Annotated in this window: 18 protein-coding genes; 13 read left to right on the top strand and 5 right to left on the bottom strand. The window is 70.7% G+C overall.

All coding sequences use genetic code 11. The annotated features are described in order from the left end of the window. Window positions 1-22: 22 nt before the first annotated feature. The 5 genes from mihF to metK all read left to right on the top strand — a co-directional run bounded on the left by mihF (window position 23) and on the right by metK (window position 3,792). Window positions 23-340: an integration host factor, actinobacterial type gene (mihF, locus tag DMP23_RS03550; RefSeq protein ID WP_003096398.1), complete on the top strand. Its 318-nt coding sequence runs from the start codon at window positions 23-25 to the stop codon at window positions 338-340. After that, window positions 337-1,008, top strand: coding sequence for a guanylate kinase (gene gmk, locus DMP23_RS03545; RefSeq protein ID WP_037818934.1), 672 nt, complete (start codon window positions 337-339; stop codon window positions 1,006-1,008). Before mihF ends, gmk begins: the two co-directional genes overlap by 4 nt. After that, window positions 1,005-1,274, top strand: a complete 270-nt coding sequence (gene rpoZ / locus DMP23_RS03540; RefSeq protein ID WP_020658117.1) for a DNA-directed RNA polymerase subunit omega — start codon at window positions 1,005-1,007, stop codon at window positions 1,272-1,274. Before gmk ends, rpoZ begins: the two co-directional genes overlap by 4 nt. Then, a complete protein-coding gene (gene coaBC, locus DMP23_RS03535; RefSeq protein WP_337820151.1) occupies window positions 1,267-2,499 on the top strand; it encodes a bifunctional phosphopantothenoylcysteine decarboxylase/phosphopantothenate--cysteine ligase CoaBC in 1,233 nt (410 codons plus the stop codon). The genes rpoZ and coaBC overlap by 8 nt, the downstream gene beginning before the upstream one ends. 90 nt (window positions 2,500-2,589) lie before the next feature. After that, a complete protein-coding gene (gene metK, locus DMP23_RS03530) occupies window positions 2,590-3,792 on the top strand; it encodes a methionine adenosyltransferase (RefSeq protein ID WP_037819197.1) in 1,203 nt (400 codons plus the stop codon). A 328-nt stretch (window positions 3,793-4,120) separates the two neighbouring features. On the opposite strand, the gene DMP23_RS03525 is transcribed toward metK, so the two are convergent. Next, complete coding sequence (locus DMP23_RS03525) at window positions 4,121-4,954, bottom strand: transposase family protein (RefSeq protein WP_337819958.1); 834 nt, start codon at window positions 4,952-4,954, stop codon at window positions 4,121-4,123. Window positions 4,955-5,555: 601 nt separating this feature from the next. On the opposite strand from DMP23_RS03525, the gene DMP23_RS03520 reads away from it, so the two are divergent. Then, window positions 5,556-7,658, top strand: a complete 2,103-nt coding sequence (locus tag DMP23_RS03520; RefSeq protein ID WP_337820150.1) for a primosomal protein N' — start codon at window positions 5,556-5,558, stop codon at window positions 7,656-7,658. Window positions 7,659-8,095: 437 nt separating this feature from the next. Continuing rightward, window positions 8,096-8,641: a GNAT family N-acetyltransferase gene (locus DMP23_RS03515; protein ID WP_134730954.1), complete on the top strand. Its 546-nt coding sequence runs from the start codon at window positions 8,096-8,098 to the stop codon at window positions 8,639-8,641. Between the two features lie 4 nt (window positions 8,642-8,645). Here the strand turns inward: DMP23_RS03515 and DMP23_RS03510 are convergent, their stop codons facing one another. Continuing rightward, the gene (locus DMP23_RS03510; protein ID WP_337820149.1) at window positions 8,646-9,803 is read right to left on the bottom strand and encodes a hypothetical protein; all 1,158 of its coding nucleotides are present in this window, start codon (window positions 9,801-9,803) and stop codon (window positions 8,646-8,648) included. Then, the gene (locus DMP23_RS03505; RefSeq protein WP_134730950.1) at window positions 9,800-10,867 is read right to left on the bottom strand and encodes a helix-turn-helix domain-containing protein; all 1,068 of its coding nucleotides are present in this window, start codon (window positions 10,865-10,867) and stop codon (window positions 9,800-9,802) included. The genes DMP23_RS03510 and DMP23_RS03505 overlap by 4 nt, the downstream gene beginning before the upstream one ends. Before the next feature lie 253 nt (window positions 10,868-11,120). Here DMP23_RS03505 and DMP23_RS03500 point away from each other — a divergent pair, with 253 nt between their 5' ends. From DMP23_RS03500 to DMP23_RS03490, 3 genes are all read left to right on the top strand, one after another. Then, window positions 11,121-11,741: a hypothetical protein gene (locus DMP23_RS03500; RefSeq protein ID WP_037814607.1), complete on the top strand. Its 621-nt coding sequence runs from the start codon at window positions 11,121-11,123 to the stop codon at window positions 11,739-11,741. A gap of 34 nt (window positions 11,742-11,775) precedes the next feature. Then, window positions 11,776-12,438, top strand: a complete 663-nt coding sequence (locus tag DMP23_RS03495) for a cyclic nucleotide-binding domain-containing protein (protein WP_043838216.1) — start codon at window positions 11,776-11,778, stop codon at window positions 12,436-12,438. 120 nt (window positions 12,439-12,558) lie between these two features. Further along, window positions 12,559-12,843, top strand: a complete 285-nt coding sequence (locus tag DMP23_RS03490; RefSeq protein WP_199817737.1) for a hypothetical protein — start codon at window positions 12,559-12,561, stop codon at window positions 12,841-12,843. Window positions 12,844-13,458: 615 nt separating this feature from the next. Here the strand turns inward: DMP23_RS03490 and DMP23_RS03485 are convergent. Together DMP23_RS03485 and DMP23_RS03480 are read right to left on the bottom strand one after the other, a co-directional pair. Beyond that, window positions 13,459-14,292 (bottom strand): transposase family protein, encoded by an 834-nt coding sequence (locus DMP23_RS03485; protein WP_337820148.1) that lies wholly within the window; start codon window positions 14,290-14,292, stop codon window positions 13,459-13,461. A gap of 399 nt (window positions 14,293-14,691) precedes the next feature. Then, window positions 14,692-15,150: a GatB/YqeY domain-containing protein gene (locus DMP23_RS03480; protein WP_337820147.1), complete on the bottom strand. Its 459-nt coding sequence runs from the start codon at window positions 15,148-15,150 to the stop codon at window positions 14,692-14,694. Between the two features lie 125 nt (window positions 15,151-15,275). On the opposite strand from DMP23_RS03480, the gene fmt reads away from it, so the two are divergent. Genes fmt through DMP23_RS03465 form a run of 3 tightly spaced genes read left to right on the top strand, consistent with a single transcriptional unit; the run spans window position 15,276 to window position 18,126 of the window. Further along, the gene (gene fmt / locus DMP23_RS03475; protein WP_337820146.1) at window positions 15,276-16,202 is read left to right on the top strand and encodes a methionyl-tRNA formyltransferase; all 927 of its coding nucleotides are present in this window, start codon (window positions 15,276-15,278) and stop codon (window positions 16,200-16,202) included. Further along, on the top strand, window positions 16,199-17,623 hold the full coding sequence (locus tag DMP23_RS03470; RefSeq protein ID WP_134666290.1) for an RsmB/NOP family class I SAM-dependent RNA methyltransferase: 1,425 nt from the start codon (window positions 16,199-16,201) through the stop codon (window positions 17,621-17,623). Before fmt ends, DMP23_RS03470 begins: the two co-directional genes overlap by 4 nt. Then, a complete protein-coding gene (locus DMP23_RS03465) occupies window positions 17,620-18,126 on the top strand; it encodes a flavoprotein (RefSeq protein ID WP_337820145.1) in 507 nt (168 codons plus the stop codon). Before DMP23_RS03470 ends, DMP23_RS03465 begins: the two co-directional genes overlap by 4 nt. The last annotated feature ends 28 nt before the right edge of the window (window positions 18,127-18,154 follow it).

Genomic DNA, 18,154 nt, shown 5'->3' with positions numbered 1-18,154 from the left:
GTGAGAACTACCGGAGGAAAACGTGGCACTTCCCCAGCTGACAGAGGAACAGCGTGCTGCGGCGCTGGAGAAGGCCGCCGCCGCCCGCCGCATCCGTGCTGAGCTGAAGGAGCGGCTGAAGCGGGGCGGTACCACTCTGGTCGACGTGCTGAAGCAGGCCGAGGAGAACGAAGTCCTCGGCAAGATGAAGGTTTCGGCCTTGCTCGAGGCGCTCCCCGGCGTCGGCAAGGTCCGTGCCCAGCAGACGATGGAACGACTGGAGATCGCCCCCAGCCGCAGGCTCCGCGGGCTCGGCGACCGGCAGCGCAAGGCGCTGCTGGCCGAGTTCAGCGGCGAGTGAGCGGCGTCGGTCAGGACTACCCGGTGACCCGGGGCGCCGACCGCGGCAGTGAGCCGGTGGCGGGGGACATCTCCCGCCCCCGGCTCACGGTCGTCTCCGGCCCTTCCGGCGTCGGGAAGTCGAGTGTGGTGGGACAGCTGCGCCGGCTCGAGCCGAACCTGTACTTCAGCGTTTCGGTGACGACGCGGGCGCCGCGGCCGGGCGAGGTCGACGGAAACCATTACCACTTCGTGGATTCCGCCGAATTCGACCGGATGGTGGCCGGGAACCGGCTGCTGGAATGGGCCGAGTTCGCGGGCAACCGGTACGGGACGCCGCGCGAGCCGGTCGAGAAGGCGCTGGCGGACGGCCGTCCGGCGGTGCTGGAGATCGAACTGCAGGGCGCGCGCCAGGTCCGGGCCGCGATGCCGGAGGCGCGGCTGGTCATGCTGATGCCGCCGTCCTGGGAGGAACTGGTCGGCAGGCTCACCGGCCGGGGCACCGAGACCGAGGCCGCGGTGGCCGCCCGGCTGGCCGAGGCGGAACGCGAACTGGCCGCGGCGGGGGAGTTCGACGAACGGGTCGTGAACGCCGACGTCGAGGTCGCCGCGCGGCGGTTGCTAGACTTGATTACCGGCGGTGGCGATTCTGCCGCCGATCGATGTGACGATACGGAGCACCACGAGTGACTGTGCAACAGGCGACGCTGGAAGAGCTCGAAGGCATCACCAACCCGCCGATCGACGACCTGCTCGAGAAGGTCTCCTCGAAGTACGCGCTGGTGATCTACTCGGCCAAGCGGGCCCGGCAGATCAATGACTACTACGCGCAGCTGGGCGAGGGCCTGCTGGAGTACGTGGGCCCGCTGGTCGAGCCCGGCCCCCGCGAGAAGCCGCTGTCGATCGCGCTGCGCGAGATCCACGGCGGGCTGCTCGAGCACACCGAGGGTGAATGACGCCAAGCCCAGGGTCGTCCTGGGCGTGGGCGGCGGCATCGCCGCCTACAAGGCGTGCGAGGTCCTGCGGGGCCTCACCGAATCCGGGCACGACGTCCGCGTCGTGCCCACCGAGGCCGCGCTGAACTTCGTCGGCGCGGCGACCTTCGAGGCACTGTCCGGGAACCCGGTGCACACCGGGGTCTTCACCGAGGTGCCCGAGGTGCAGCACGTGCGGGTCGGCAAAGGGGCCGACCTCGTGCTGGTCGTCCCGGCGACCGCGAACCTGCTGGCCAAGGCCGCGCACGGGCTCGCCGACGACCTCCTCACCAACACCCTGCTCACCGCCCGGTGCCCGGTCGCCTTCTTCCCGGCGATGCACACCGAGATGTGGGAGCACCCGGCCACCCGCGACAACGTGGCGCTGCTGCGCTCGCGCGGCATGGTCGTCACCGAACCCGCTGCGGGCCGGTTGACGGGCGTCGACACCGGCAAGGGACGGCTCGCCGACCCGGCCGAGATCGTCGACCTGGCCCGGCTGCTGCTCGCCGAGCCGCGCGCGCTGCCGCGGGACCTCGAAGGCCTGCGCGTGGTGATCTCCGCGGGCGGCACCCGCGAACCGCTGGACCCGGTCCGCTTCCTGGGCAATCGCTCGTCCGGCAAACAGGGCTTCGCGCTCGCCCGGGTCGCCGCGCAGCGCGGCGCCGAGGTGACGCTGGTCGCCGGGCACACCGACGAACTGCCGTCCCCGGCGGGCGCGACGCTGCAGCGCGTGTCCACTGCGGAGGAAATGCGCAAAGCGGTGCACGCCGCCGCGGCGGAGGCGGATGTGGTCGTGATGGCCGCCGCGGTCGCGGATTTCCGGCCCGCGACGCTGGCCGACCACAAGATCAAGAAGTCCGACGACAGCCCGGACCCGGTCATCACGCTCGACCGCAACGCCGACATCCTCGCCGAATTGGTGCGAGAACGGCGTTCCGGGCAGATCGTGGTGGGCTTCGCCGCGGAAACCGGCGACGAGAACGGCAGTGTGCTCGACCACGCCCGCGCCAAGCTCCGCCGCAAGGGCGCGGATCTGCTCGTGGTCAACGCGGTCGGCGACGGCAAAGCCTTCGGCACCGAGGACAATTCGGGCTGGCTGCTCGCCGCGGACGGCACCGAGCAGGTCATCTCGCAAGGCGCTAAAGCCCGGCTGGCGGCCACATTGTGGGATGCCGTAACAGCGTTGATCGAACGTCGACTCTAGCTACAGGCCCGCTGGGTAGGGTGGGCTGTGCCAGGAGCGCCTGAAATACCGGTGGGGCGCCATCGCTTGACCGAGGGAAGTGACGAGGTCGTGTCTGCGTCCACGAAGAGGCTGTTCACGTCGGAATCCGTGACGGAAGGCCACCCCGACAAGATCTGTGACGCCATCAGCGACTCGATCCTCGACGGCCTGCTCACCAAGGACCCGCGCAGCCGGGTCGCCGTCGAGACCCTGATCACGACGGGCCAGGTGCACGTCGCGGGCGAGGTCACGACCGAGGCTTACGCGGACATCCCCACCATCGTGCGGGACGTCATCCTGCGCATCGGCTACGACTCGTCGGCCAAGGGCTTCGACGGCAACTCCTGCGGCGTGAACGTGGCGATCGGCTCGCAGTCGCCCGACATCGCCCAGGGCGTCGACACGGCGTACGAGTCGCGGGTCGAATCGGACGAGGACGAGATCAACCGCCAGGGCGCGGGCGACCAGGGCCTGATGTTCGGCTACGCCTGCTCGGACACGCCCGAGCTGATGCCGCTCCCGATCGCGCTCGCGCACCGCCTGTCGCGCCGGCTGACCGCGGTCCGCAAGGACGGCGTGCTGCCGTACCTGCGCCCGGACGGCAAGACCCAGGTCACCATCGAGTACGCGGGCGAACAGCCGGTGCGGCTCGACACCGTCGTGGTGTCCACCCAGCACGCGGACGGGATCGACCTGGAGCAGATGCTCGGCGTCGACGTGCGCAAGCACGTCGTGGAGCCGGAGCTGGCCGAACTGGGCCTCGACACCGACAGCACCCGCCTCCTGGTGAACCCCACCGGCCGCTTCGTGATCGGCGGCCCGATGGGCGACGCCGGGCTCACCGGCCGCAAAATCATCGTCGACACCTACGGCGGCATGGCCCGCCACGGCGGCGGCGCGTTCTCCGGCAAGGACCCGTCCAAGGTGGACCGTTCGGCCGCGTACGCGATGCGCTGGGTGGCGAAGAACGTGGTCGCCGCGGGCCTGGCCGGACGGGTCGAGGTACAGGTGGCGTACGCGATCGGCAAGGCGGCTCCCGTGGGCCTGTTCGTCGAGACGTTCGGCACCGAAACGGTCGACCCGACCAAGATCCAGTCGGCCATCAGCGAGGTCTTCGACCTGCGCCCCGCCGCGATCATCCGCGACCTGGACCTGCTGCGCCCGATCTACGCCCCGACCGCCGCGTACGGCCACTTCGGCCGCCCCGACCTGAACCTCCCGTGGGAAAGCACCGCCCGCGCCGACGCCCTGCGCTCACTCGCCGGCGCCTGATCCGTTTCGGTCCGTGAAGGGCTCCTTGAGGGAATTGGATTCCCTCAAGGAGCCCTTCACGGACCTCGAACAACCACGTTTCCGCAGGCTGGCCAGCTGGCATGCCGTGAGGGGAACCCTCACGGCCGCTGATTCCCGCAGGGTTCCCCTCACGACCCCGCCTCGCTCGCCCCACACCCACCGCCGCCGGATGCGCCCCAATGCGGCATTGGGTGCGTCAGATGCACCCAATGCGGCGTTCGGTGCGTGGGATGCACCCAATGCCATATTGGGGATTTTTCATCCTGGTTTGTGCTGTTCATGGCGGGTTGACGGGGTGTGGTAGTTGTCAGGCCGGGGTGGGCTGGGCGGTGTCGCGGACGGCTTGTTCGTGCTGGGTGAGGACGAGCAGGGCGCGGACGAGGGTGGTGGCGTGGCGTGGTGCGATGCGGAGTTTGTCGAGGACGCGCCAGGTTTTGAGGGCGGCGAAGCCGCCCTCGACCGCGCAGCGCATCGCGTTGAACACGCTGTTGGCCTGTTTCTGCGGCTCGGTGAGCGGCCGGTTGGTTTCGGCTTTGAACGGGGTGAGCACGATCTGCGCGCAGGGGCCGCCGCAGTCCGGGCAGTGGCGGGTGTCGCGGACGTCTTTGTGCCAGCCCTGGTAGCCCTTGTCCGCGGCGGGGGTCAGGCCGTGGGCGTGGAGGCGGTCGCGCAGCCGGTGGCGGCGGGCGGCGGTGATGTCGGCGGTCCTGCCCGGCAGCGCGGCCGAGACCCACAGCAGCCGTCCGTGTTCGTCGGTGAGGCCTTGGACGTTGAGGCCGTGGTGTTTGTGCTTGCCGCTGTAGTTGCGGCGATTGTCTGTGCCGGTGCGGCGGCGGGTGCGGATCAGGGTCCCGTCGGCCAGCACCACCGCCGCGCCGCGGGCGGCCAGCCGCCGCAGCACCCGCCCCAGCCGCGGCGCCCGGGCCGCGAGCAGGTCGATGGCCTCCAGCAGCCAGCGGCGCAGCGTGGCGGCCGACACCGCGTTGGCGCGGGACAGGTCCAGCAGGCGCTGGTCGTGGCGCAGCATCGCCAGCACCAGCACCGCCTGCTCGGCCGGGGACGCCTTGCGCCACCGCGACCCGATCGCCCGGCGGCGGCGGCCGATCAACCCGGCCAGCATCGCGATCGTGGGCGGCGACACCGGCAGCACGCTGCGATACGAGGCCAGAACCTGCTGTGAGACAGTGAGAGCGGAGCCCCCGGACGTTTTTTCTCGAGTCACGACTTGATCAACATCCGGGGGCTCCGCCGCGTTCCCGCCCGGCCCACGCCCGCCCCGCAACTCCGTTACAGCACAACCACAACCAGCCCCGTCAACCCCACCTAACCAGCACCAACAAGATGAAAAATCCCCATTGGGGCGCTACACCGCCACCCACCAGACCGCAGCCAGCGCACCCAACGAGCGAGGCACCCAGCCCCTCCCCCAACCCCGATACGAAGCTCCCCTGCGGTTCGGGGGTGCTTGTCAAGGCATCTTTCCCGCCTTGACAAGCACCCCCGAGCCGTCAGCACAATCAAGCTTCGGGGTGCCCCGCCGCACCTTCCCCCCGAAGGGGAATCTCCCTCCCCGAGCCGTCAGCACAATCAAGCTTCGGGGTGCCCCGCCGCACCTTCCCCCCGAAGGGGAATCTCCCTCCCCGAGCCGTCAGCACAATCAAGCTTCGGGGTGCCCCGCCGCACCCTCCCCGAAGGGGAATCTCCCCGCCGCACTGTCGGACCAGTCTGGTAGAGATCTGCAAGTGACCAGCTCCGAACCCACCCCCCTATGGGACCTCCCGGAGCCTTCGCGCTCCGCTCCGGAGCCGAAGGCCACCCCGGCGAAAAAGCCCGCCCGCAAACCGGCCCGTTCCCGAAAAGGCCAGCAAACCCCGGCCCCCGAACTCGCCGTCGCGAAGATCGCCGTAGACATCCCGTTGGCCCACCTGGACCGCACCTTCGACTACCAGGTCCCGGAAAAACTGCACGAATCCGCAGTCCCCGGCTGCCGGGTCCGGGTGCGTTTCGCGGGCCAGCTGGTCGACGGCTACCTCATCGAACGCACCGACACGACGGAGTACGAACGGAAACTCGCCTACCTGGAGCGAGTCACCTCGAGCGAACCCGTCCTCCCTCCGTCGCTGCACGCCGTCTGCCGCTCGGTAGCCGACCGCTACGCCGGGACCCTTTCCGACGTCCTGCGCCTGGCCCTGCCCCCACGCCACGCGAAGACCGAAAGCGAGCCGCCCGCGGAACCGGCCCCGAAACCCGAGGCCCCGGACGTCTCCGCCTGGTCCCGTTACCAACGCGGCGAAGCGTTCCTGGAAGCGATCGCCGAATCCCGCCAGGCGAACGCGGTCTGGCAAGCCCTCCCCGGCGAAGACTGGCCGCGCCGCCTCGCCGAAGCGGCTGCCACCGCGGCAGCTCAAGGCAGGGGCGCGGTCCTGGTAGTCCCGGACCACCGCGACCTCACCCGGGTCCACGAGGCGTGCATCGAACTGGTGGGGGAGCAGGGCGTCGCCGCGCTGATCGCCGGGCTGGGTCCGGCGGAACGGTACCGTCGCTGGCTTTCCGTGCTGCGCGGCGCGGTTCGCGTGGTGGTCGGCACTCGCGCGGCGATGTTCGCGCCCGTCGCCGATCCCGGTCTGTTCGTCGTGTGGGACGACGGCGACGATCTGCATCTGGATCCGCATGCCCCGTACCCGCACGTGCGGGATGTGCTGATGGATCGGGCGCATGCCACGAAATCGGCGTTCCTGGTCGGCGGATTCGCCCGGACCGCCGAGGCGCAGCTGCTGGTGGAATCCGGCTGGGCGCAACAGATCCAGGCCGATCGCGCCGAACTCCGCGCCGCCGCCCCGCGCGTGACCCCGGTCGGCGAGGACTTCGACGTAGCGCGCGACGAAGCCGCCCGGGTCGCCCGGCTGCCCGCGGTCGCGTTCGAAGCCGCGCGCCAAGCTTTCGCCGCCGGTTTGCCGGCTTTGGTCCAGGTTCCGCGCCGGGGTTACGTTCCCGGATTGTCGTGCGGCCAATGCCGGACGCCCGCCCACTGCCGTCGCTGCGCCGGTCCGCTGGCGTTGCCCGGCGGGTCGGCGGACGGTGCTCCGCGCCCGCCCGCGTGCCGGTGGTGCGGCGTCCCGGAGACCGCTTTCCGTTGTCCTGCTTGCGGTTCCGTCCGGTTGCGGGCCGTGGTGGTCGGCGCGAAACGCACCGCCGAAGAACTGGGCCGGGCTTTTCCCGGGGTTCCGGTCCGGACTTCCGGCGCGACGGAAGTCCTCGCGACCGTCCCGGGCCGCCCGGCGCTGGTGGTCTGCACGCCGGGCGCGGAGCCGGTCGCCGAAGGCGGTTACGGCGCGGCGCTGCTGCTGGACGGCTGGGCGTTGCTCGGACGCCAGGATCTGCGTGCCGCGGAAGAAACCCTTCGCCGCTGGATGGCCGCCGGCGCGCTGGTGCGCCCCGCGTCGGGCGGGGGCCGGGTAATCGTCGGCGCGGAGGCGGGGCTGGCGGTGGTGCAGGCGCTGGTGCGCTGGGATCCGGGCTGGCATGCGAGCCAGGAATTGGAACAGCGCCGGGAACTGGGTTTCCCGCCCGCGATGCGGATGGCGAGCGTCGAGGGAAGCCCGGCTGCGGTGGCGAGCGTGCTCGACGACCTCCCGCTGCCGGACAGCGGCGAGGTCCTGGGTCCGGTCCCGCTGGGCGACTACGACGACGAGGGCAACGCGGAACGCGAACGGGCACTGGTACGGGTGGCCCGCCCGGACGGCCGCGCCCTGGCGACAGTGGTGCGCGACGCGGTGGCCCGCCGGGACGCCCGGAAAGCCGTCGAACCGGTGCGGGTGCAGCTGGATCCGCTGGACCTGATCTAGGCGCCGTGCGGCGGGGAAGCGGTTGTTCCGCTGCGAGCACGGCTGGATCGGCTGGTCCTGATCGAGGCGCGGGGCGGCCAGGCAGCGGTCCTCCCACCGCCGCACAGACCCGCCAACACGACTGGATCCGCTGACCCCCGTCCGCCCGACCGTTCATTTGCGCGCCAAACCCACCACCGGAAGCGGTTTTCCGCACTACCGCCCGGTTTCCGTTTGAATCGGGGCGTCCTGGGGTGTATTGGGGACGTGGAAACCGGGGGAGGGGCGCGGCGGCGCAGGGCGGCCCGTTGCTCCGTTCGCAGGACCGCGCTGCGGCATTCGCCGTCTTCGCGGTGCCCAGGCGCGCACTTACCCTTGAGGCCGGGCGGCCAAGATCAGGACCGCGGCCCGGGCCTGCCGCTCGCGTGCCCCGGTCCCGCGGACAGGAGTCGGCGTTGATGGGCGAGGTCTCGATCCGGCCGGCTGAGCAGGCGGACCTCGCGGCGCTGGCGGGGATCCTCGGCGACCAGGGGTTTTTCGAGGACCGGTTCACCCGGCAGGCGAAGGGACTCGGCGTCCTGTTCGCCGCGTGGTGCTCCGCGCGGCCGGTCGGCGCCGTGTATCTCTGGCTCGAGGACGCCGAGGAGCCGCCGATCCGCGGCCACCTGCCGGGCGTTCCGCTCCTGAACCATCTGGAGGTCGCCCCGGACGCGCGCAACCGCGGCATCGGCGCGGCTCTCGTGCGCGCAGTCGAGGATTACTTGGTCGGCCACGGTCACGCGCTCGGCGCGCTCGCGGTCCGCACGGACAACACGCGCGCCGCGAGGCTGTACCGCCGCCTCGGCTATCACGACTGGGGTCACGGCACGGTCGTCTGCTACGCCGAGCGCGTTTCGCCGGACGGGCGCACGATTCTCGAAGCCGAACGCTGCCACGTGCTGGTGAAGCGGCTGCCGGACGACCGTCCCGCGCCGCTCGCCACCCGCGGCTGCGGCGAACGCTGAACCTTCAGGACTTGTGCACGATCTCCGCGATCCCCAGCGTGTCGAACGCGGCGTCCGGATCGCCCGGCGCGCCGTGGCGCGCGCGCAACGACAGCAGATGCGTTTCCCACGTGTCCCGGTCCCGTTGCCAAGCGCGCAGGTAGCGAACACAGAGGTCCGGCTCGATCAGCAGGCTGCGGCCGAGCGCGGCCTTCAGCGCCGCGACCATCCGGTTCTCGTACGCGCCGGTCAGGTAAGGCGCGTCCTGGACCTGCTGCAGCGTGGTGCGGATGAACGCTCGGCGGCTTTCCAGGAAGTCCGCCCAGTACGCGACGTCCGCGCCGGCGATGCCGAGACCGTTGTCCAGCAGGCCGTAGATGCCCTCGGCGAGCGTGTCGCCCAGTTCCTCCGACCGGGCGCGCACCGTGTCGCGAAAGGGGTCGTAGTCGTGCTGGTAGGCGAAGCTGGTGATCGCCGTGGCGCGCAATCCGGTCGCGGTGAGGAGAAAAAACCAGTCCTCGTTGTAGATGTCCGGGAAGAACGAGGAGAACGCGGCCCGCCCGACGGCCAGTGCGCCGCCGCCGACGAACGTGTCCTGTTTTCCGCCGGACTCGCGGTAGGCGTGGCACACCACGGAGTTGTCCGGCATGCCGACGTTGGCCAGGCCCGCTGCCGCGTACTGGTCGAGCAGACCCGCGGCGGCGCGCAGGTTGCTCGGGCGAAGGAGCGGGATGTCCTTGTGCGGGAACAGCCGGATGTCGTCGTCGAGGAACAGGATGCGCTGCCAGCCCGCCAGGTCGGCGACGAGCACGCCGAGGTTGCGCTTGAAGCTCGTGTCAGTGCGGCGCAGCAGGCGCTTCGCCTGCAGCAGCTTGCTCGTCGCGAACGGCGGGACGGCGCCGAGACCGGCGGCCTCGTCGGTGTCGATCGCGCGGACTCGCACCCCGGCGCGCTTCCCGGCGAGCACCGCGTCGGTCGCGCGCGCGTTCTTGCTGCACAGCAGCAGAAGCGTGGCGTCGGCTTCGCGGGCGGCGCGGAACGCGTCCTTGAGATAGGCGGCGGGGCGGCCGTTGGGCACGACGATCGCGTCCAGCCTGGCCTGCGGCGCGTCTTCGGCGGCGACGTGGTGCAGCAGCCGCTGATGCGTCGTGTGCTGCGCCGGCGCTGCGACGGTCGCGGTCATGTGAGGCTCGATTCTGGCCACTCGTGCAGCCGGTTTTCGGGCAGGGTCCAGTCAGGGGTGAGCCCCTGGTTGTCGAAGACCGGGACCCGGCTGATGATGCTGAAGGAATCCGCGCCCGCGAAGCGCTGGTCGAGGTAGGCCTGGTTGCGGTCGCGGAAACGGCGGTCGGTCAGCGCTCGTACGGCCCCGAGGGTGCCGCGGCCGTACATTCCGTTGCACACGGTCACGGTGCGCTTGCGGTTGAGCGGGCTGACGCCGTGGTAGAAGTGCGCGACGTCCTCGAGCAGGATGCCGTCGCGCAGTTTGGCGCTGAACCTCTGGGTGCTGCCGTCCGGGCGGGTCACTTCGAACCCGGTGTCCAGCTGGTCCTCGTCGCCCTTGCGGCTGATCTGGCGGACCGGCACGTCGACCCGGTCGAGCAGCGCGCGGGTCTGCGGGTTCCAGTCGACGCCGCCGAGCAGCACCAGGTGCGCGGTGTACTCGTCCGCCGACAGCGTCGTGTTCTGGTCGGTGGTGCGGAAGGTGACGTTGCTGGCCGGGTTGCACGCGCGGATGTGGCCGTAGAGCTCCAGCAGCGCGTCCGGGTCGGCGTAGGTGTAGAGGTTCACGTAGTCCGGGCTGGACGGGTCGGTGTAGGCGATCCGGTACTTCTCCGGCAGCTGCGCGCAGACGATGACGATGTCCTGGTTCGGCGGGAAGTGCCACAGGCTCGACGGGGCGAACACCGGCTGGGCCGGCGGGTCGTCGAGGTCGCCGCGCAGCGCCTGCAGCTCCGCGAGCAGCTCCTTGCGGACGGTGTGCTCGTCGTCCGTCAGGTTCTCGGTGTCCAGGAGATGAAGCTGGGGGCCCTGCACCGAACGGCGGGTGGCGAAGAAGGTCGCGTACGCCTCGAGGCGGTGCGGCGGGGGCGTCACCGGTTTCGCCACGTTCTCCCACGACGACAGCAGGCCGGTGCTCACGCCGAAGGCCTCGGCGAGCTGCTTCTGGGTGAGCACCACGTCGGACCAGCTCTCCTTGCGCAGAGTACGCAGGCGAGCGGCGAGCGCGGGGTTGGGCTGAGACACGACTTCAGACCCTTCAGTGAAGTTCAGTCAGGCGTGAATGGCGGGGATTCTACACCCGGGAAGCCGGAGTGGCCGGACGGGCCGGGGTCGAGTGTCGGCGAGGGTTCAGGGGTTGCCTATCTCGGACTTGACCCGCACCTGAATCGAAGATGTCGTGTGCGCGACACCATTGTTTCAGTACGGGCCCACCCTTATAGTAGCTGCTGTGAAAGTCTACTAGATTTCAGTAGCTTCCTGAAATAAGGGGGCGGTCATGGACACCTCAGCAGTACCGGCACCAGTACACCGAGCCATCGTGGTCGTCGACATCGAAGGGTCGACCACCCGTACGAACCCGGCTCGGGCCGGGCTCCGTTCGGTTCTGTTCGCCCTGCTCGACGAGGCGTTCCGGGCCGGCGGCATCACGGAGCAGTTCCGGGATCCGTTCGTGGACCGGGGCGACGGGGCGCTGTGCCTCGTCCGGCCGGTCGACGAGGTGCCGAAGACGGTCCTGCTCGCCCGCGTGGTGCCCGCGCTCGCCGACCTGCTCGCCCGGCACGGCGACCAGGAGCCCGAACTGGCCTTCCGGCTGCGCGTTTCGGTGCACGCCGGCGAGGTGCACTACGACGCGCACGGGCCGTACGGCGAGGACATCGACATCGCCTGCCGTCTCCTCGACGCCCCTGATCTGAGACGCAGGCTGCGCAGCTCCTCGGGGCCGCTCGCGCTCGTCGTCTCGAACGCGATCCACCGCTCGGTCGTCCGGCACGGCTACGCCGGGATCGACCGCAGCTCCTTCGCACACGCCTTCCGCGTGCGCGTCGGCGGGCAGCGGACCCGCGGCTGGGTCCGCACCACCGACGCCGTCCGGCCGGGAGCGGGACTGATCGCCTGACCGGTCCGGCCGACGACGAGGAGGGGGGACCGCCGTGGAAACGATCGGGTTCTGGCCGGCGCTGGGCGCCGCGGAGCGCGCGAAGTTCGAAGAGCTGTCCGTCCGCAAGGCTTACCGGCGCGGGGACGTCCTCTGCCGCGAAGGCGAGCGGGCCTCGGTGGTGCTTCTCCTCCTTGCCGGGCACGTCCGGATCACCAACGCGACGCCGGACGGGCGCGAGGTCGTGATCGGCGTCCGCGGCGCGGGCGACGTGATCGGGGAACTGGCCGTGATCGACGGCGGACGGAGGTCGGCGACAGTGCAAGCGCTCGACGAACTGGACGTCCTGGTCGTGCCCGCCGCGCGGTTCGTCGCGCTGTGCCGGCGCGAGGCGGCGATTTCCTGGGCGCTGCTGCAAGTCCTTGCCGACCGGATGCGCGACGTCGGACGGCAATGGCTCGACATCGGCGGCGGGACGGCCACCCGCCGCGTCGCCGCGCAACTGATGCAGCTGGCGGTGCAACACGGCGTGCGGCGCGGTGCGGATATCGAAGTCGCGGTGCCCGGAACGCAAGCAGAACTCGCTATGACAGCAGCGATTTCGCGCGAATCGTGGGCGCGGGTGACACGGGAACTCCGCCGCCAGGGGGTGATCAGCACCGCGCGCGGAAAGGTGACCGTCCACCGGCTCGCGGAACTGCGGAGGCTCGCCCGCTGAAACGTGTCAGCTGACACAGATTTCCCGGCGCCGCCGGGGTTTTCTGGAAGCACACCACCGAGGGAGGCAGTCATGGAACCGTTTCTTCCCGCTCCTCAGCCGGTTCGCTGGCGTCGGGGGGTGTACGCGGCAGCTCTGGTCATCCCGTTCACCGTCGCTCAGGTGTGGGCGCTGCTGGTGTTGCTGAGCCTCGAATCGCTCCACGGTCTCGTCGGACAGGCCTTCCTGGTGACCCTCGCCGGTTCCGTCGTCGCGACGGTCATCGGCTGGCGGTGGGTGTGGCAGTTGGGCTCGGAACGGCGGCGGGTGCGGGCGCGTGAGGAGATGCGCAGGCGGGCGTACGAGAACGTGCGCGAATTCGGGCGGGAGAGTTTGGCCGAACCGCGGATAGAGGTGCGGTTATGAGTGCCGTGCTGGCTGCTGCGGAGAGCGCTGCTGCGGAGAGCGGCGGGCAAGGGGTGTCGGCTGGGGTTTTGGTGCTGGCGCTGGTTGTGTTGATCGCGGTGGTTCGGGTGCTGCGGTGGGTTGCCGGGCTGGCGGTGCGGTTGGCTGCTTCGGTTGCGGCTGTGGCTGGGTTGGTTGTGGGGGCGGCTGGGGTTGGGGGGTTGGCGACTATTACTGCGGTGGCTATGGCTGCTTCTAAGTGAGTGTCTGTGGGGCGGCTCGTCGCCTGGCGGCGACATTGCGCCCGTTGGTTGCGTGGGGCACCCCGAAGTTTGATTGTGCTGACGGTTCGGGGGTGCTTGTCAAGGCGGGAAAGATGCCTTGACAAGCACCCCCGAACCGCAGGGGAGCTTCGTATCGGGGTGCGGGGGAGGGCTGGGTGCCTCGATGGTTGGGTGCACCAGCTGCGGTACAGGGGCTGGGTGCCTCGACCGTTGGGTGCACCGGCTGCGGGTGGGGCGGGGTGCTCGGTGCGTGGGTGCGTCGGCTGCGGTTGGTGGGTGGGATAGCGCCCCAATGGGGATTTTTCATCCTGGTTTGTGCTGTTCATGGCGGGTTGACGGGGTGTGGTAGTTGTCAGGCCGGGGTGGGCTGGGCGGTGTCGCGGACGGCTTGTTCGTGCTGGGTGAGGACGAGCAGGGCGCGGACGAGGGTGGTGGCGTGGCGTGGTGCGATGCGGAGTTTGTCGAGGACGCGCCAGGTTTTGAGGGCGGCGAAGCCGCCCTCGACCGCGCAGCGCATCGCGTTGAACACGCTGTTGGCCTGTTTCTGCGGCTCGGTGAGCGGCCGGTTGGTTTCGGCTTTGAACGGGGTGAGCACGATCTGCGCGCAGGGGCCGCCGCAGTCCGGGCAGTGGCGGGTGTCGCGGACGTCTTTGTGCCAGCCCTGGTAGCCCTTGTCCGCGGCGGGGGTCAGGCCGTGGGCGTGGAGGCGGTCGCGCAGCCGGTGGCGGCGGGCGGCGGTGATGTCGGCGGTCCTGCCCGGCAGCACGGCCGAGACCCACAGCAGCCGTCCGTGTTCGTCGGTGAGGCCTTGGACGTTGAGGCCGTGGTGTTTGTGCTTGCCGCTGTAGTTGCGGCGATTGTCTGTGCCGGTGCGGCGGCGGGTGCGGATCAGGGTCCCGTCGGCCAGCACCACCGCCGCGCCGCGGGCGGCCAGCCGCCGCAGCACCCGCCCCAGCCGCGGCGCCCGGGCCGCGAGCAGGTCGATGGCCTCCAGCAGCCAGCGGCGCAGCGTGGCGGCCGACACCGCGTTGGCGCGGGACAGGTCCAGCAGGCGCTGGTCGTGGCGCAGCATCGCCAGCACCAGCACCGCCTGCTCGGCCGGGGACGCCTTGCGCCACCGCGACCCGATCGCCCGGCGGCGGCGGCCGATCAACCCGGCCAGCATCGCGATCGTGGGCGGCGACACCGGCAACACGCTGCGATACGAGGCCAGAACCTGCTGTGAGACAGTGAGAGCGGAGCCCCCGGACGTTTTTTCTCGAGTCACGACTTGATCAACATCCGGGGGCTCCGCCGCGTTCCCGCCCGGCCCACGCCCGCCCCGCAACTCCGTTACAGCACAACCACAACCAGCCCCGTCAACCCCACCTAACCAGCACCAACAAGATGAAAAATCCCCAATGTGGCGTTGGGTGCGTGGGACGCACCCAATGTGGCGTTCGGTGCGTCTGACGCACCCAATGCCGCATTGGGGCGCATCGGAGTTGGTCGTGAGGGGAACCCTGACGGAATCAGAGTTCCTCAGGGTGGCCCTCACGGACAGCGGGCCCGGCGAAGTGCGGGCCGGGACGGGGCGCAGGAGGAGTCAGCTGTTGGCGAGTTGGCGTTTCACCTCTGCGGCGACGCGGGAGCCTTCGGCGCGGCCTGCGATCTTCGGCTGCACCGCCTTCATCGCGGCACCCATTCTGGCCATTCCGGAGGCGCCGCTTTCCGTCACTGCCTCGGTGACCAAGGTGCGCAGCTCGTCGTCCGAGAGTTGGGCGGGCAGGTAGGCGGTGAGGACCTCTGCTTCGGCTCGTTCGCGTTCCGCTGATTCCGCTCGGCCTGCCTTCTCGAAGGCTTCGGCGGCGTCGCGGCGTTTCTTCACCTCTCGGGTGATGATCTTTTGTACCTCGTCGTCCGAGAGTTCGCGGGCGGTGTCGCCTGCGGTTTCTTCGTAGCCGATCGCCGAGAGGGTCAGCCGCAGCGTTGCCGAGCGCAGCTGGTCTCGGGCCTTGATCGCGGTCGTCAGGTCGTCGTGCAGGGTCGCCTTCAGCGTGGTCATATACCCGATCCTGGCGCCCGCCGCGGCTGGCTGCCCGCGCCGCGCCGTCGATGCGGGGGTCTTCTAGACTCGCTTCCGATGTCCGACCAGCCTGAAATTCCCTTTTCCCTTCCGGAGGTGCGGTGATGCGTCTCGTTTTCGCCGGCACCCCGGAGCCTGCCGTGCCGTCGTTGCGCGCGCTGATCGAGTCCGAGCGGCACGAGGTCGTCGCGGTCGTCACGCGGCCGGACGCCCAGGCCGGGCGCGGGCGCAAGGTGCTGCGGTCCCCGGTGGGGACGCTCGCCGACGAGCACGGCATCGAGGTGCTCACGCCCGCGCGCGCCGGCGATCCGGCGTTTCTCGCCCGGTTGCGCGAGCTGGAGCCGGACGTCTGCCCGGTCGTCGCGTACGGGGCGTTGCTGCCGCAGTCCGCGCTCGACATTCCCGCGCACGGCTGGGTCAACCTGCATTTTTCGCTGCTGCCCGCGTGGCGCGGCGCGGCCCCGGTGCAGGCGGCGATCCGCGCCGGGGACGAGATGACCGGCGCGTCCACCTTCCGGATCGTGAAGGAGCTCGACGCGGGGCCGGTGTTCGGCGTGGTGACCGAGCCGATCGGCCCGGACGACACGTCCGGAGTGCTGCTCGGCAGGCTCGCGGAGTCCGGGGCGCATCTGCTGGTGTCCACCGTGGACGGCATCGAGGACGGCACGCTCCGCGCGGTCGAGCAGCCGGGCGAGGGCATGAGCTACGCGCCGAAGGTGACCGTCGAGGACGCGCGCGTGTCGTTCGCTGACCCGGCTTCGGCGGTCGACCGGCTCATCCGTTCGGTGACGCCGGATCCCGGCGCGTGGGCGGAGTTCCGCGGCGAGCGGTTCAAGCTGGGGCCGGTCACCGTGCTCGACGAACCCGGTCCGCGGCCGGGCGAGCTGGTGGTCGAGCGCAAGCGCGTGCTCGTGGGCACGGCGACGAAACCGGTGCGGCTTGGCGAGGTCCAGGCGGCCGGGAAGAAACGGATGGCGGCCACCGACTGGGCGCGCGGCACGAGGATCGACGAAGGAGAGCGCCTCCAGTGAACGAGCGTGGAGAACGGCGGCCGTCACGGCCGCAGCGGGGCCGTCCGGCTCCGCGCAAACAGGGACCGCGGCGTCCGCCGGAGATCGACCCGGCCCGCCAGGTCGCGTTCGACGTGCTGCGCGCTGTGCGCGAGAAGGACGCGTACGCTAACCTCGTCCTCCCGCAGCTGCTGCGGGAACGTCGCGTGACCGGCCGCGACGCCGCGCTGGCCACCGAACTGACCTACGGCGCCTCTCGTGCGCAGGGCCTGCTCGACGCGGTGATCGCCGCGTGCGCCGACCGGCCGATCGAGAAGACCGACCCGGTGGTGCTCGACGCGCTGCGGCTCGGCGTCTACCAGCTGCTGCGCACCCGGATCCCGGAGCACGCCGCTGTCGGGTCCACTGTGGACCTGGTGCGCGCCGAAGCCGGTTCGTGGGCAACGGGATTCACGAACGCCATCCTGCGCGCGGTGTCCGCGAAGGACGAGACGCAGTGGCTCGACGAACTGACGCCGGACGAGGCCGCCGACCCGATCGGCGCGTACGCGCTCCGCACCGCGCACCCGCGCTGGGTCGCCCGGTCGTTCGCGGAAGCGTTGGGGGACAAGGGCGCTGAGCTGAAAGCCGCTCTCGAAGCGGACGACGCCCGCCCCGAGGTGCACCTGGTCGCGCGTCCCGGCGAGATCAGCGCAGACGAACTCGCCGCCATCACCGGCGGCGACCCCGCGCCGTACTCGCCCTACGGCGTCCACCTGCCCGCCGGCGCGGGCGACCCGGCCGACGCGGAACCGGTGCGCGAGCGCCTCGCGGCGGTGCAGGACGAAGGCAGCCAGCTGTGCGCCATCGCCGTCACCAAGGCCCCGCTGGAAGGCTCCGACGAGCGCTGGCTGGACCTGTGCGCTGGCCCCGGCGGCAAAGCGGCGCTGCTCGGCGCGCTGGCCAAGATCAGCGGTGCGCACGTGGACGCCGTCGAGAAGGCCCCGCACCGGGCCCGGCTGATCGAGAACGCGACCGAGGGCCTGCCGGTCACCGTGCACGTCGCCGACGGTCGCGAAACCGGCCTCGAACCGGGCTATGACCGGATCCTGGTCGACGCCCCGTGCAGCGGTCTTGGCGCGCTCCGCCGACGCCCCGAGGCTCGGTGGCGCCGCAAGCCGTCGGACGTCGCGGACCTCACCAAACTGCAAGGCGAACTCCTGATGGCGGCGCTGGACCTGGTGCGTCCGGGCGGCATCGTCACGTACGTCGTGTGCTCGCCGCATCTGGCCGAAACCGAAGGCGTGGTAGGCGAAACCGCCCGCCGGACCAAGTCCGAGATCGTCGATGCCCGCGAGTTCTTCCCGGACGTCCCGCAACTCGGCGACGGCCCGTACGTCCAGCTGTGGCCCCACCGACACGGCACCGACGCGATGTTCTGCGCGGTGCTGCGCAAGCCGTGACGGATCTGGGTTTGGTCGCCAGCTCGTGCGGCGGACTGGACACCCGGTTCACCGACGAGCTGGCGAAACCTGCGGTAGCCCGAGGCTGGCGGCTGACCGTCACCCTCACGCCGACCGCCTGGGGCTGGCTGAAAGCCACCGGCGGGCTGGGCGAACTCGAAGCCACGACGGATCTTCCGGTGCGCAGCACGTCCCGCCTTCCCGGCGAGCCGCGTCCGCACCCGGATCCGAAGGTGTTCCTTTTCGCGCCCGCTTCGGCGAACTCGGTGGCGAAGCTGGCGCTGGGGATCGCGGACAACCAGGCGCTCACGCTGCTCGGCGATGTCCTTGGCGCGCCAGGGATCACGATCGTCGTGGCCTACCAGATCCAGCCGACCCGGGAGCACCATCCGGCTTGGCGGCGGCATCTGGACACGTTGGCCGAGGCGGGCGTCCGGCTGCACCGGCTCGACCCGCGCCGTCCGTGGTCGGAAGCGCTCGACCTGCTGCCCTCGCCCGCGTAAAAAGCCGTGAAGGGCTCCTTGAGGGAAT

The sequence above is a fragment of the Amycolatopsis sp. A1MSW2902 genome (assembly GCF_017312175.1).
Classification (GTDB): domain Bacteria; phylum Actinomycetota; class Actinomycetes; order Mycobacteriales; family Pseudonocardiaceae; genus Amycolatopsis; species Amycolatopsis nivea.
Note: the sequence above shows the minus strand (reverse complement) of the source record. Positions and strands in the feature narration are given on the sequence as shown.

Coding starts and splice junctions, on each gene's coding strand:
- fmt (WP_337820146.1), top strand. CDS start 15,276: ATGCGTCTCGTTTTCGCCGGCACCCCGGAGCCTGCCGTGCCGTCGTTG.
- DMP23_RS03510 (WP_337820149.1), bottom strand. CDS start 9,803: ATGACCGCGACCGTCGCAGCGCCGGCGCAGCACACGACGCATCAGCGG.
- DMP23_RS03500 (WP_037814607.1), top strand. CDS start 11,121: ATGGACACCTCAGCAGTACCGGCACCAGTACACCGAGCCATCGTGGTC.
- DMP23_RS03515 (WP_134730954.1), top strand. CDS start 8,096: ATGGGCGAGGTCTCGATCCGGCCGGCTGAGCAGGCGGACCTCGCGGCG.
- DMP23_RS03480 (WP_337820147.1), bottom strand. CDS start 15,150: ATGACCACGCTGAAGGCGACCCTGCACGACGACCTGACGACCGCGATC.